Source organism: Paenibacillus sp. cl141a (assembly GCF_900109305.1).
In the GTDB taxonomy this organism is placed as follows: domain Bacteria; phylum Bacillota; class Bacilli; order Paenibacillales; family Paenibacillaceae; genus Paenibacillus_AQ; species Paenibacillus_AQ lautus_A.
The window spans coordinates 37,389-50,949 of record NZ_FNZO01000004.1 but is presented as its reverse complement, the minus strand read 5'-3'; the positions used below and the strand labels follow the sequence as shown (position 1 = coordinate 50,949).

Genomic DNA, 13,561 nt, shown 5'->3' with positions numbered 1-13,561 from the left:
CAAGAAGGAAGGGATTTCAAGCTGATTCGGTAACAGGCAGCTATAGAGCGCATGGGGGTTGCGTATAACGTTACGTCATAGCTTATAGTCGCCTTAGGAGGGGATTGAAGTGAAACGAAGAAAAGGATGGTTTATCTTGGGTAGCATTCTCATCGCGATACTAGCTATACTGACGGTAGTAGGCTTTCTATTCAGAGATGACGGGTCGTTAAGCGGTTTTGTTACAGAGGATGGGCAGAAGGAATATGCAGCGGCTTATGAGGAGGTGATGAGTCACTTGCCAGAACCGGTTGAGTCGGTCAAGGTTCATACCGATTTTGGCGTGGTTCAGCTCTACAAGTTCCAGGGGAGCGATACATCGCATAAAACGCCTATGTTGCTGCTTCCCGGAAAGGGATCTGCTACACCCATGTGGGAGGCCAATCTTAACGGCTTTTTAGAACACCGGCCTGTATACACCGTTGATTTGATAGGAGAACCGGGTTTAAGCACGGAAACCAGACGGATTGAAACCGCTGCCGACCAAGCAGCATGGTTGGGGCAAGTATTGGATCAGCTGCCGGAATCAGAGATCCACCTATTAGGGCTGTCGTTCGGCGGGTGGAGTGCGGCGAATCTGGCGCTCAAGCACCCGGAGAAGATTCACTCGCTCATATTGCTGGACCCTGTCTATGTGTTCGGCCCCATTCCATTGAAAATGATACTGGCCTCCATTCCGGCGACTGTGCCGATGGTGCCCAAACCGATCCGGGAGAAAATGCTCAGCTATATATCCGGCGGGGCTGAAGTCGATGACAGCGACCCGACCGCCAAATTAATCGAAACCGGTATGCGGACATTCAAGAGCAAGCTGCCCATGCCGGAAGCCATCCAGCCGGAACAATTAGCTGAGCTGACGATACCGGTGCTCGGTATTTTAGCTGGACAATCGACGATGCACCATGCTGAAAAGTCGTATCAAACGGGGATGGATGCCTTGAAAGACCCTGATAGCGAGATGGTCTTATTTGAAGATGCCTCGCATGCGATTAACGGGGAATATCCTGAAGAGTTACTGGAAACGATAGAAGCTTTTTTAGCGAAAATCGAGTAAGGGACAGGAAGGGATGGGTTCATGGGAAAAAAATATTCCGTAAAAGAAATCAGCCAATTGTCGGGAATAACTCCGCGAACCATTCAGTATTACGATAATGAAGGAATTCTTAAGGCGGAGCGAGATGCGCTGGGGCATAGAGTATATGATGATAAACAGCTGTACGTACTTGAACAGATTATGTTCTATAGATCCATCGGTTTCTCTTTAAAAAAGATCAAAGAGCAATTGATTGTGGGCACCGAGGAGCAGGATATCGAGAACATTCTAGATTACCAGGCATCGGTCCTTTATTCACAGAAAGAGAGCATCCAAGCCAAGCTTGACGGATTGCATGTGGCTAAGGAAATGATGAAAGAAGGATACAACGTACCTTGGGAGCTGTTAGCCCATCTTATGCGTTCGTTGAATGAGGTCGATATGTCGGCTTGGAAAGAATACGAATTTTCGGAGGAAGACGCGCGGCTGTTTCAAAAAGTATTTGACTCTGAGCAGGCGGTATTGGATTTTTACAATACGTTCAGAAAAATATCGCTGCAAGCTGCAGCTTATAAGGCCTCAAACGTCCCCATCAAGTCCCGTTTAGCCAGGGCCTTAGCCCAAGAATGGCAACAGATGGTTCAACGTGTGACCCATGGCGACGAACGGATTCATGCTGCTTTTTTAGCGGTCGATAACAATCGGGATCAATGGAACGCTGGAGAGCGTCAGCTTGTAATGGAAGCAGAACAATATTTGCAGGACGTCATAGAGCGCTATGCTGATCGTAAATGAGCCGCATGCTGCCCGGGTTCGCTTCCAGTGCAGGAAGCTTGATCGTATGCTGCTGTTCATATGACGGATCGGTTTTTCTCTTGGCAAACAATGTTTCCTCGAGGTAACAAAAGGGGCCGAGCCGCATATAGTATATGAATAAGACATCGAAGAGAGGAAGGGACCGGGGTGATGGAAGTGCAGGTGAAAAAAGCGCCGCTTCAACGCGCGAAAATGACGGTCGGTTATGTACTGCTTCTCATGTTGACGGTTTGAAGGCGATCAGGCCTTTTACCCGAAGGAGAGGATAAGTTCCTTCATCTAAACATAAAAGATGGCGCCAGAGGACACACCCTCTTGAAAAGCCATCTTTTTTTAATGCCATAGTGTAAGGATCGCAACGTTATCGATCGGAGTCATGAAGTTCTTTCCAGTACCTGTAGTCGTGAATGGCGAACCCGGAGAAGGAAGGGTGCTTTTCCGCCTTGGTGCATACCTTGCTCAGCTGTTCCTCCATATAGGACGTGCCTTCCTCGAAAAAGGTAATGTAAGCTCCCTCATTGCTGGACTTGGTCTCCACGGCAATCAGGGCCTCCTTGCCGAGCTCGTCGGCTTCCTTTAGCTCGCTCGCGGCGAGGTTGTATATGTTATCCGCTTGATCGCGATAGGCCATAATGACGATCTGGTCGAACTGCTTGATCATCCAGCGGCTGATCGACATCGACTGATCCGGCAGCTGGTAGGTATGCAGCCAGAAGGTCATGTCGGAGCCGATCGGCAGATTCAGCTTGTGCGCTTCATCGACCAGATAACGGACGCTCGCTTGCCACTGCTTAACGACCGAGGACTGGTTCGTTTTCCATTCGGCCAGCACATGCGGCTCGATATCGACATGGATGCCGGTGAAGCGCTCATTCGGGGCAGCGGACGCTTGATATTCGGCGGTCCATTGAATAAACGTCTCCAGCCGGTGACGTTCCGATTCCAGCGCCCAGTTCGGCGCCCCGCCGAGGACGTGGACCTCGATCCCTTGCACTCCTGCCTGGCGGATAAAGCTGCGGTAATACTCGGGACGGACGTCGCGGTTCATCTGCAGATAGAGCACGTTCACTCCCTGGCTGCCGGCAAAGCTCAGAATGTCATCGGCGGAGTCTTTGATTTGCGGGGTATCCCAGAACCAGGTTGCCTTCTGGCTGGGTTTCGCTTCCGCGGCATCAGGATGAAGGGACAAACTGCTTAGCAGCAGCAGGCCGCCAGCGAGACAGAGAGCCAGCAAGCGGACATATTGTTTTTTCATAGGATGATGATCTCCTTTTCATTACGATTTACAACATATGCAATAGGACAATCTTCGACAAGCGTATACCATTAGTATTGCGTTAGAAGTCATTACGCCAAATATATATTTTCATAAATGTGCACTTATGTATTCTATCGGTGAAAACAATATCGCAATTCATAGGTCTAAAGATCTAATGTTTTGAGGGAAAATGAATAAATGGAGTTTGAAGAGGTCTGCAAGGGGATAAGTAAATAGGAGGTGTGATCGACCAAGTGCGGCTATACGCGGCACCGGGTGTTCATACTACTACTTAAGATATAAGAGAACCATTCACCATCCTGGGTGATGTAGTATAATTTTTAAACGAAGGAGCGATGAACATGAAGGTAGCATTGATTGGAGCAAGCGGGACGATCGGGAAACGCATTATGGAAGAAGCGCTGCGCCGGGGACACGAGGTAACGGCGGTGCTGCGTAATCCGGATCGCCTTGAAGCGGAGCATGAGCGATTACAGAAAGTCAAAGCGGATGTGATGGATCCTTCGTCATTGGAAGAGGCTGTTCAGGGACATGATGCCGTGATCAGCGCTTTCGGTCCGAAGTTCGGCCAAGAAGAGGAGCTTGTAGCAGCCGCACGGACCATTGTGGAGGGAACGAGACGCGGCGGCGTAACCCGCCTGTTGATCGTTGGCGGCGCAGGCAGCCTGATCGCCGACAGCGGCGTACCGCTTATGGAAACCCCGGAATTTCCGGAAGAGATCAGACCGCTTGCCCGTGCGCATGCGGATGCTTACGATCTTTATAAGGAAAGCGATCTGGAATGGACGTATATCAGTCCGGCGGCCATCATCGAGCCGGGGAAACGTACCGGACAATTCCGGATCGGCATGGACCGCCTGGTGACGGATGAGAGCGGAAGCAGCCGGATCTCGGTTGAAGATTTTGCGGTAGCCGTGATTGATGAGCTGGACGATCCGCAGTTCATTCAGTCCCGTTTTACCGTTGCTTATTAATCGACAGGCATCAAGCGAAGTCGTCAGAGCGCTTGGGTAGGATATATCGAAGCAAAGGGGAGAGCTTGGATGTATGTTATGACGTCCGAACAGATGAGGGCACTCGATAACTACACGATTCGCCGCATCGGCATTCCGGCCATCGCGCTTATGGAAAATGCGGGTAAAGCGATTGCCGAGGAAGTCCTGAAATTATGCCTGGAGCGTCATGTCGCGAGCCAGTTACCGTCCACGGCGGCCGCTCGGACATCCGGGAGCGATCCAGCCTGCTTGCCGGAGGAAGAGAGGTGCAACCGGAGGGCTTCCTTATCGGGTTATTCGGCAGCGGCAGAGGGCCCTTTCACCGGAAATGAGCGGGTTATCGAGATGAGCCGCCCGTCGCCTGTCATCGACGGAGACGCGCGATTGCCCACCGCGCTGGCGGCGCAGGAGCACTGGCTCATTCTGGTGGGCAAAGGCAATAACGGCGGCGACGGCGTGGTCGCCGCACGGCATTTGCGTGACGCCGGCATAAGCGTCACGCTGCTCTACGCCGCCGAGCCGTCCGCGCTGGCCGGCGAGGCGGCGGTGCAGCGGGATGCCGCAGCAGCGCTCGGCATCCCGGCTCTGGTCCACGGCCGTGCCGCCGTGGACTGGACTACGGCGCGTACACCGGCATCGTGGACGCGCTGCTCGGGACGGGCGCGACGGGCGCGCCCCGCGGCGCTTACGCCGCGCTGATCCAGGCCGCAAACGACAGCGGCCTGCCGATTGTGTCCGCCGATATTCCGAGCGGACTGGACGCCGATACCGGCGCGCGGCACGAGCCGTGCATTTCGGCCGCGGTGACGGTATGCCTCGCTTTCCTGAAGCGAGGCTTGGTGCAGTACCCCGGCGCCGAGGCGGCGGGCCGGGTGGTGGTCCGCTCCATCGGCATTCCGGCATCGCTGTGCCGGGAGCAAGGCGTCAGCACGCATCTGCTTACCCCGCATGTCCTTCGGACAGAGCTGGGCGCCGACGTGTCGCGCCGCCGCGCGCCGGACGGGCATAAGGGCACCTACGGCCACGTCCTGACCGTAGGAGGCAGCCGCACGATGAGCGGCGCAGGCCTGCTCGCTTCCCGGGCGGCGCTCCGCGCGGGCTGCGGCCTTGTGACCTGGGCGCTCCCTGCCAGCCTGGTGCTGCCGCTGACCGGAGCCTCGCCCGAGGTGATGCTCGCCCCTGCGACTGAGGAGGAGAGCGGCGGCTACTGGAATGAGGCCTCCGCGGAGCAGGTCCTGGCCCTCGCCAAGTCCCGCGATGTGCTGGCCGTAGGTCCGGGACTTGGCCGCTTTGAAGGAGACGCCAGGTGGCTCCGCCGGCTGTGGGAAGAATGGGAAGGGCCGCTGGTGGTGGATGCCGACGCGCTGAATATGCTGTCTGCGGCTGGCGATTTCGGCGCCTGGAAGCCGCGTGCCGCGGCCACGGTGCTGACCCCGCATCCCGGGGAAATGTCCCGGCTGCTGGGCATTCCTACTGCCGAGCTGCAGCGGGACCGGATCGGTGCCGCCGCAGGGTTCGCGACCGGGCACGGGGTTACCCTCGTGCTCAAGGGGGCGCATACCGTCGTGGCTTCGCCGGACGGACAAACCTACATCAATACAACCGGCACCTCCGGCATGGCGACCGGAGGCACCGGAGACGTGCTGACCGGCATCATTGCCGGCCTGCTGGCGCAAGGGCATGCCGGTCCGTCTGCAGCCGCGCTTGGCGTGTGGCTGCACGGCCGTGCCGGCGAGCGGGCCGCGCGGCATCGGGGGCATCCCGCCTCGGTCATCGCCGGGGATGTCATCGAAGCGCTTTGAAACAAAGAGCCAAGGGCCCTCATCAGAGGGCCCTTTTTCCATGGGAAAGAGGCTATAGGCTCTTGAATCAGATCAACCAGCACAGCAAGGGAACGGCCAGGGCAAAGAACGGGGTGGCCAGCGAATTGCTGGAGAAGGCATGCTTTCCCCACAAGAACAGAAGCAGCGTCAGGGTTCCGGCAGCGGCACGGAGCCAGAGATGCTCCGGATGACCGCCGGTGAACAAGGCGAAAAACAGGAAACCGACCGCTCCATACACGGCAGCCTGTTTCCCCTTATGCAGCGAAGGCAGGAACGCGAGTATGGCATCGGCCGCGAGAGAGGCCGTCAGCGCGTAACCGTACACCCAGTGTTCTTGCGGCATGTAAAGGCCTAACCACTCCGAGGCCTGATCCGCGCCGGACGGCCACGCCCAGTCCAGCAGACTCAGCAGCAGCACGACGATACCGGCGCTGGCCAGCTTGTTTAATGCATAAAACCCCATGTCCATCCGGGCGGACCGTTTGGGAATTCCGGTGTTCATTGTACACATCCTCTGCACGTTATTCGTGGAATCCTCGGATGCTAGCGGCATCCATGCTAGCTGGTTACCATCTGCCCTCCGTTGACGTGAATAGCCTGACCCGTGACATAAGAAGAAGTGATGGACGATGCCAGGTAAACATAAGCAGGTGCCAGCTCATAAGGCTGTGCGGCTCGCTTCATCGGCGAATTCGTTCCGAATACGGCAACCTCATCGGCGGAGAAGCTGGAAGGGATGAGCGGCGTCCAGACCGAGCCTGGCGCGACGGAGTTGACGCGGATGCCCTGATCGACCAGCGAAAGGGCCAGGGATCGGGTAAGGGAAACGATGGCGCCTTTGGTTGAGGAATAGTCGATGAGCTCCTTTAAACCGTCATAGGCCGTAATGGAGGCCGTATTGATGATCGACGCCCCGGATTTCATATGGGGCAGCGCAGCCTGGATCATGAAGAAGAACGGAAAGATATTCGTCTGATAGGTGTGATGCAGCTGTTCTTCCGTAATGTCCAGAATGCTGCGCTGCACATACTGGACGGCATGGTTGTTCACGAGAACATCCACTCTGCCGAAGCAGGCGATCGTCTCGTTAACCACGGCTTCACAGTTTTTTTTGTAGCGCAGATCGATTTTCATTAAGAGGCATCGTCTGCCAAGCGATTCAATCCGCTGCTTCGTCACTTCCGCATCCGAAGTCTCATATAAGTATGGGATGACCAGATCGGCACCTTCCTTGGCGAAGGCAATGGCGGCGGCTTTGCCGATACCGCTGTCCCCCCCGGTCACAATGGCGATTTTGCCATCCAGTTTACCGCTGCCCCGGTAGGCGGGATCTTCGCTGATCGGACGCGGCGACATCAGGCTTTCAAGGCCCGGCTGGCAGTTTTGATGCTGGGGAGGGAAAGCGATGGGCTGTTCCTTGCATTCGGTTTTGGAGCCTACGTATGGAATGGGCTGTTGGGGATTCATTTCATTCCTCCTTTGGTATACGGGATGTTATTCATTGCACGTCAATGCTTTATCTCTATGCATTCGCCCAGTCCGAGGTGCCGGTTGTGAGCAGAATAGGTGAAAGGTCGTGCGCAAACACGCGGGTTACGGATTTTTTTACGATGTCCTTTGGGCTATTGTGGTAAAATATTTCCAAATTCATCAATACGGCCAAGGGGGAACGGTCACGAATGAAACCCGTCAAGCGTTCAAAATTCCGCCTGTGGGCAGGCAAGCAGTATTTTACGTACCGGCGTTATTGGGCATGGATGAAGAAGAGGGGCGGCATCGCCCGCACGCTAAGTCCTGAGCCGCTGCGATATTCGGTGTTCACACACCAAACCCCGCTGAAACGCCAGCTCAAGGACGTTGATATGTGGTATCAGCATCATAAGGTGATCAACTTGCGTCTGGCTGTGTGCCATCTGGATGGACTCCTGATTCGTCCTGGAGAGACGCTGTCCTATTGGAGGAGCATTGGACGCCCGACCCGCAGGAAAGGGTATGTCGACGGCATGGTCCTGTTCTATGGAGGCTTTAAGGCCGGCGTGGGCGGAGGGCTGTGCCAGCTGTCCAACCTCATATACTGGATGACGCTGCACACCCCCCTGGAAGTAAAAGAACGGCATCGGCACAGCTATGACGTATTTCCGGATGCGAACCGGACCCAGCCGTTCGGGAGCGGCGCTACGTGCGCCTATAATTATTTGGACCTTCAGATTTATAATCCGACGAACGATACATACCAGCTGTCGGTATATGTATCAGAGGAGGATTTGATCGGGGAATGGCGATCCAGCGCTGCTCCGCTGCATCGCTATGAAGTATATGAGCGGGAGCATCGCATTACCCAGGAAGTTTGGGGAGGATATGCGAGGCATAACGTCATTGGCCGCAAAGTGTTCAACAGGGAAGGCGAACGGATTCGGGATGAGTGGATTACCGAGAACCATGCGCTCATGATGTACTCGCCGCTGCTTGCCGAACAAGGAAGCGTGACGCCCTGATCAAGGGAGGGGTTAGGAGCCGATCTTAAACCGTATTCGCATGGGGAGCCCTGTTCGTGATCGGTTAAATGAAACGGGCAAAGGAGAACATCGGTTTGACGCATTCTGCCGGATTGACAAAAGCGCGGACACATTGATACGATGATACTAATTCTGACAAGTTTGCTCTGATTTATGCCGGTTGATGTCGGATGCAAGAGCGACTGCTGACCGGAAGACTTTGCCGTATCCTGTAAAGTCTTTTTTTCTGAAATACAGGCTACGGCGGTCTGACTCTATATCGAGAGGACCCTACATAGCGATCTGATGCATGCATGAAATCGTGACATTATAAGATAAGCTGAGGTGAATAATGATTATGGCGAAAGCTGTTATTATTAACGGGAGCCCTACAGCCGGATCCCGACTGAATGCGGTTATGGATTTTGCGGAGCAGGCACTGGCTGCGGCCAATTTCGAAGTGAGCCGGATCGATGTGGCCGGGCTGCCGCCCGAGGATTTGATTCATACGAAGTTTGAGAGCGAGCATATCGTCAAAGCCAACGGGCTTGTGGCCGAGGCCGATGCCGTGATTGTGGCAAGTCCGGTTTATAAAGCTTCGTTTACCGGCGTGCTTAAGACATTTTTGGACCTGATTCCGCAAAAAGGCTTGGCTGGCAAAATCGTGCTTCCGATGTTCATTGGCGGCAGTCTCGCGCATTTGCTGGCGATTGATTATTCGCTCAAGCCCGTGCTGTCCTCGATCGGGGCCCGGCATATTCTGGGCGGCGTGTACGCCGTGGATGCCCAGGTGGCACGTACCGAGGATGGCGGGTTTGACGTAGCGGAAGTGCTTCAGGAGCGTTTGGCCTCCGCGATGGAGGAATTGATTGAAGAAACCCGTTACCGGACAGAACGCGCATAGGGATGGCGTGAGTGACGGCAGGGGTGTTCTAGCGATATAGATCATATGGAGGGGTACCATTTGCAAAAGCTAGTGTTTTTTGTCGGCGTGGCCGGTACAGGCAAGACAACCGTAGCGAAGAAGCTTGCAGTCCGCATACCGGCTGCATTTCTCGACCGTGATACGGTGGGGGGACGGTTTGTCGAGAAGTTCCTGGAGAGCAACGGACTGGATCCGAACGACCGCGATTCTTCCTTCTATAAAGAGAATCTGCGCGATCTGGAATATGATACGACCAAGGATATTTGCATCGAGAACCTGGGTGCCGGACAAAATGTCTTTATGATCTCGCCGTTCACGGCGGAGCTCAAGAACCGCGAATGGATTGATGAGGTCATCGCATCCGCGGGATTAACGAAGAACGACGTTGACGTGAAGGTCATCGTGGTTGCGCTCAAGGACATGGATTTGCAGAAGGAGCGGATCATTGACAGACAGACCGAGCGGGATCAGTGGAAGCTGGATCATTGGGACGACTTCAAGAAGCGCGTCGATTTCGTTCCTGAAGTGAACTGGGATATTCCGCAAACGTCCATCAAGGTGTTTGATAACAGCGGCGATCTGACGGAAGAGAAGGTCGAGGAGCTCTATCAATTTATCGTAAGCGAATAGCATATCGTACCAACAGAATTAATATCGGATGAAAAAGTGCGTCATTCCAGGTGCCGGCAAGCCCTGTGATGGCGCATTTTTTTGATTATCGGGGCATCTTCAATTGCTTCAAGGCTGCTACCGCAGCAAACTGCCGGCTGCTTGGATTCGTTGGATGTCCAGGAATGCCTTTTATGAGAGTGTGCAGCCTGCATCGGGCGATGATCCTGAATTGGAACCGAAGCCGGAATGTTATATAGTAGACTTGTCATGATCGGTTAACGTAGATTTCAAGGAGGGAAAGCGGTTGGATAACTCGGCTATGCTTGCCTATCTTCGAAGCGTTGTGTTAATGAGGGATCGCATCCCGTCATTTAACGAATACCCCTTTAATTTGCCGGCCGTAGCGGCTATGGACGGACTTCGCTTTCATCCGAAGGTCACTTATATCGTGGGCGAGAACGGAATGGGCAAATCCACGCTGCTGGAAGCCATTGCTGCCGCCCTCGGGTTCAATCCGGAAGGAGGGACGCTCAATTTCTCCTTCTCGACGGAGGAGACCCATTCCAGGCTGTATGAATATATTCGAACCGTCCGGGGCGTACGCAAACCGCGGGACGGGTTTTTCTTCCGGGCGGAGAGCTATTATAACGTCGCCAGCGAGGTGGATGCACTGGAGCGGGAGCGTCCTGGACTTTATGATTCCTATGGCGGCAAATCGCTTCATCAGCAGTCGCATGGAGAATCCTTTTTCGCCACCTTTTTGCATCGGTTCTGGGGGAACGGGCTGTACATCATGGACGAGCCGGAAGCGGCCTTGTCGCCATTTCGCCAAATGGCGCTGCTGAGACGCATCCATGACCTGGTTCATGAAGACTCGCAGTTTATTATTTCCACGCATTCGCCGATTGTCATGGCTTATCCGGATTCGATCATCTACAAGCTGACATCCGAAGGCGTGGAAGAGACGAGCCTGGAGGAAACGGATCATTACATGATTACGAAGGAATTCGTGAATCGCCGGGAAGCGATGCTTCATGAATTGTTTGCAGACGATGAGGAATAAAAGGGGAAGATAAGGGCTCGTGGATCGCCGGATCTTGCGAGTCCTTTTTACATTGGGGGCGTGTTATTGTACTGAACGTTTCCTGCCCAGGCATGAATAAGAAATTTCTCTTCGTAGATGCTTCTGATTTTAAGAATTAGAATGGTTCAATGTCTTGAAATAAACTTTGAATAATTTAAGTAATTAGTCCATTATACCTCTATAATTGGGATGAACTAGAATGAAAATCATGAAAATAGTGTTTACAAGTTAGAATCATTGAACTAAAATAAGACCGAGGTGAAAAACTCTGGAGAACGGAAGAGAAGCAAGCGTGGAGAGACTCATGGACATGTATCGTGAGTTATCGGATAAAATGACGAGGCATCGGGTCGTGTCTTTCTTGAGTCATTTAAGAAAGAACGATTTGACGATGAATCAGTATAAAATCCTAAGTTTGATCGAGCAGCAGGGACCGTGGCTTCCCAACCGGTTGGCTGAGCACATGGAGCTTAAAGCTGCAACGATTACTTATTTGGTGGATGCGTTGGAACAACGGGGATTGGTGATTCGAACGCCGAATCCGAGTGACGGACGCAGCCACTATGTCAATTTTACGGCAGAAGGCCGGCAGTTGGTGCTCGACGCGCGCAGCGAGGGGGATTATGCCGTCATGGAATCCTTCAAGCAGCTGGATGAGGACGAGGCGGATAACCTGTATATTTTGCTGCGATTGCTTGGCCGAAAGCTATTTCCAACAGAGTAAACGATATGAATGCTGAAGTAATCCTGCCTCCAGTTCTGTTATCAGACCCGGGCGGGGTTACTTTGTTTAGGAGGCTTCTTGTGAATACAGACGAAAAATCTTCATTTTGGCTAATCATGAGCGCCGTGTTTTTCGGCAATTTTCTCGCGGTGCTGAGCATTACCACCATCAACGTCGCCTTTCCGGTGGTGATGGAGCAGTTTCATGCCACGCTGAGCACAACCCAATGGCTGATGGCCGGGTATTTGCTGGCAACGGGGATCGTGGCCCCCATCGTAGGCTACATGGGGGACCAGCTAAGTTATAAGAGGCTGTTCGTACTGGCATTGACGGGTTTTACCCTCTCGTCGCTGCTATGCGTTGTCGCCTGGAACATCGAAACATTAATCGCGTTCCGGATCACGCAAGGCGTCTTCGGCGGGATGATCATTCCGATTACGATGACGATCATTTACCAGGTATTCCCGCGCGAGCGGCAGGCCTACGCCATGGGCCTCTGGAGCCTGGCTTCCATGCTGGCACCGGTGATAGGACCGACGCTGGGCGGGTGGCTGGTGCAATACTTTGGGTGGAAATCGATATTCATTCTGAATGTCCCTATCGGCCTGATATCGATCGTCATCGTAAGCAAATTCATTCCATTTTATCGACTGACCGGGAAGAAGACCTTCGATCTCCTCGGATTCTTGACGGTGGTGGCGGGCAGCTCCTGTTTGCTGCTCTCCTTCAGCCATGGGAACGATTGGGGCTGGGGGTCCTGGAAGACGATCTCCTTGCTCGTCGCCGGTATTTTGCTGTTGCTGTTCTTCATTAAGTGGGAACTGCGCATCCCGTCCCCGCTATTGCAGCTGAAGGTCTTCAAATTTCCCCGATTCCGGTACAGTTTGATCTTGAACTGCATCGTGACGATCTCCCTCTATACGGGAACCTTGCTGGTGCCGCTCTATTTGCAGACCGTGCTGAAGCTGTCTCCGATGGATACCGGATTGATCATGCTGCCGGGCGCAATCGTCATGGCGGCGGCATCACCGATTATCGGCAAATTTTATGACCGGATCGGTCCGTTCCGGCTGGTCATCACGGGTGTCCTTATCATTGTGGCTGCTACGCTGGCTTTCAGCGGGATCGGCACGAATACGTCGGTTCTGTACATTTCCATGCTGCAGCTGGTTCGCTGCCTCGGCATCGCGCTGTGCAACATGCCGCTAACGAACGCCGCGATGAGCGCGGTGTCCAGCGAGTACTCAGGCCATGCATCGTCGATTACGAACTGGGCGCGCCAAGGGCTGGCTTCGTTATCCATCGGCATTTTCAGCGCGCTGGTGGTAACCAGAACATCCTATTACATGGGCGCCGGAATTGTGACTCCGCGTGCGGCAACGACCATGGGCATTGATGACGTGTTCATGATCGGCACGATGGTGGCAGTGGTAGCCATACCTCTTACATTTTTGTTACGGGTCAAAAAGAAAAAATCGACTCGCCATGTCGCGCTCTAACCGGGCATGCCCCGCCTGTATGAAGAGGAGGTTCCTTCGGGCTGTTGAGACCTGCGCAAGACGCCGGGAACCCGAATATCATCAAGCGATTGAACAAGGTTGGACCTAAGAGCTTGCATGTCGCAGGTATAACCTTAAGGATCGTCGGATAGGCCGTTAACCGATGAGAGAGCAGCTGCAGGGGCTGCTCTCTCATTTTGTTTTTGCGCTCCATGGCCTGGATGAAATATGACAAAG

Annotated in this window: 14 protein-coding genes; 11 read left to right on the top strand and 3 right to left on the bottom strand. The window is 53.9% G+C overall.

The window, feature by feature from the left end; genetic code table 11:
- Positions 1-109 precede the first annotated feature (109 nt).
- The gene (locus BMX45_RS12990; protein ID WP_090910032.1) at positions 110-1,093 is read left to right on the top strand and encodes an alpha/beta fold hydrolase; all 984 of its coding nucleotides are present in this window, start codon (positions 110-112) and stop codon (positions 1,091-1,093) included.
- A 21-nt stretch (positions 1,094-1,114) separates the two neighbouring features.
- Positions 1,115-1,867: a MerR family transcriptional regulator gene (locus BMX45_RS12985; protein ID WP_090910031.1), complete on the top strand. Its 753-nt coding sequence runs from the start codon at positions 1,115-1,117 to the stop codon at positions 1,865-1,867.
- 382 nt (positions 1,868-2,249) lie between these two features.
- Here the strand turns inward: BMX45_RS12985 and BMX45_RS12980 are convergent, their stop codons facing one another.
- Complete coding sequence (locus BMX45_RS12980) at positions 2,250-3,143, bottom strand: hypothetical protein (RefSeq protein WP_090910030.1); 894 nt, start codon at positions 3,141-3,143, stop codon at positions 2,250-2,252.
- A 365-nt stretch (positions 3,144-3,508) separates the two neighbouring features.
- Between BMX45_RS12980 and BMX45_RS12975 the strand changes: the two genes are divergently transcribed.
- The 3 genes from BMX45_RS12975 to BMX45_RS12970 all read left to right on the top strand — a co-directional run bounded on the left by BMX45_RS12975 (position 3,509) and on the right by BMX45_RS12970 (position 5,964).
- Positions 3,509-4,141, top strand: coding sequence for an NAD(P)-dependent oxidoreductase (locus BMX45_RS12975; protein WP_090910029.1), 633 nt, complete (start codon positions 3,509-3,511; stop codon positions 4,139-4,141).
- A gap of 78 nt (positions 4,142-4,219) precedes the next feature.
- Positions 4,220-4,861 carry an NAD(P)H-hydrate epimerase gene (locus tag BMX45_RS31790; RefSeq protein ID WP_254778060.1) on the top strand — a complete coding sequence of 214 codons (642 nt, stop codon included), beginning with the start codon at positions 4,220-4,222 and terminating at the stop codon, positions 4,859-4,861.
- Positions 4,801-5,964 (top strand): NAD(P)H-hydrate dehydratase, encoded by a 1,164-nt coding sequence (locus tag BMX45_RS12970; RefSeq protein WP_254778059.1) that lies wholly within the window; start codon positions 4,801-4,803, stop codon positions 5,962-5,964. Before BMX45_RS31790 ends, BMX45_RS12970 begins: the two co-directional genes overlap by 61 nt.
- 67 nt (positions 5,965-6,031) lie before the next feature.
- On the opposite strand, the gene BMX45_RS12965 is transcribed toward BMX45_RS12970, so the two are convergent.
- Entirely contained in the window at positions 6,032-6,487 is a 456-nt protein-coding gene (locus BMX45_RS12965; protein WP_090910028.1) for a hypothetical protein, read from the bottom strand.
- 56 nt (positions 6,488-6,543) lie between these two features.
- Complete coding sequence (locus BMX45_RS12960; protein ID WP_090910027.1) at positions 6,544-7,452, bottom strand: SDR family oxidoreductase; 909 nt, start codon at positions 7,450-7,452, stop codon at positions 6,544-6,546.
- Between the two features lie 212 nt (positions 7,453-7,664).
- Here BMX45_RS12960 and BMX45_RS12955 point away from each other — a divergent pair, with 212 nt between their 5' ends.
- The 6 genes from BMX45_RS12955 (at position 7,665) to BMX45_RS12930 (ending at position 13,324) form a co-directional block, all read left to right on the top strand.
- On the top strand, positions 7,665-8,480 hold the full coding sequence (locus BMX45_RS12955; RefSeq protein ID WP_090910026.1) for a VanW family protein: 816 nt from the start codon (positions 7,665-7,667) through the stop codon (positions 8,478-8,480).
- A 358-nt stretch (positions 8,481-8,838) separates the two neighbouring features.
- A complete protein-coding gene (ssuE, locus tag BMX45_RS12950; RefSeq protein ID WP_012818844.1) occupies positions 8,839-9,384 on the top strand; it encodes an NADPH-dependent FMN reductase in 546 nt (181 codons plus the stop codon).
- 60 nt (positions 9,385-9,444) lie between these two features.
- Positions 9,445-10,035: a P-loop nucleotide/nucleoside kinase family protein gene (locus tag BMX45_RS12945; RefSeq protein WP_090910025.1), complete on the top strand. Its 591-nt coding sequence runs from the start codon at positions 9,445-9,447 to the stop codon at positions 10,033-10,035.
- A gap of 286 nt (positions 10,036-10,321) precedes the next feature.
- On the top strand, positions 10,322-11,080 hold the full coding sequence (locus BMX45_RS12940; RefSeq protein WP_175495105.1) for an AAA family ATPase: 759 nt from the start codon (positions 10,322-10,324) through the stop codon (positions 11,078-11,080).
- 325 nt (positions 11,081-11,405) lie between these two features.
- Complete coding sequence (locus tag BMX45_RS12935; RefSeq protein ID WP_009589289.1) at positions 11,406-11,825, top strand: MarR family winged helix-turn-helix transcriptional regulator; 420 nt, start codon at positions 11,406-11,408, stop codon at positions 11,823-11,825.
- An 80-nt stretch (positions 11,826-11,905) separates the two neighbouring features.
- Positions 11,906-13,324, top strand: coding sequence for an MDR family MFS transporter (locus BMX45_RS12930; protein WP_090910024.1), 1,419 nt, complete (start codon positions 11,906-11,908; stop codon positions 13,322-13,324).
- Positions 13,325-13,561: the final 237 nt, after the last annotated feature.

Coding starts and splice junctions, on each gene's coding strand:
- BMX45_RS12980 (WP_090910030.1), bottom strand. CDS start 3,143: ATGAAAAAACAATATGTCCGCTTGCTGGCTCTCTGTCTCGCTGGCGGC.
- BMX45_RS12960 (WP_090910027.1), bottom strand. CDS start 7,452: ATGAATCCCCAACAGCCCATTCCATACGTAGGCTCCAAAACCGAATGC.
- BMX45_RS12985 (WP_090910031.1), top strand. CDS start 1,115: ATGGGAAAAAAATATTCCGTAAAAGAAATCAGCCAATTGTCGGGAATA.
- BMX45_RS12935 (WP_009589289.1), top strand. CDS start 11,406: ATGGACATGTATCGTGAGTTATCGGATAAAATGACGAGGCATCGGGTC.
- BMX45_RS31790 (WP_254778060.1), top strand. CDS start 4,220: ATGACGTCCGAACAGATGAGGGCACTCGATAACTACACGATTCGCCGC.
- BMX45_RS12975 (WP_090910029.1), top strand. CDS start 3,509: ATGAAGGTAGCATTGATTGGAGCAAGCGGGACGATCGGGAAACGCATT.
- BMX45_RS12955 (WP_090910026.1), top strand. CDS start 7,665: ATGAAACCCGTCAAGCGTTCAAAATTCCGCCTGTGGGCAGGCAAGCAG.
- BMX45_RS12965 (WP_090910028.1), bottom strand. CDS start 6,487: ATGAACACCGGAATTCCCAAACGGTCCGCCCGGATGGACATGGGGTTT.
- ssuE (WP_012818844.1), top strand. CDS start 8,839: ATGGCGAAAGCTGTTATTATTAACGGGAGCCCTACAGCCGGATCCCGA.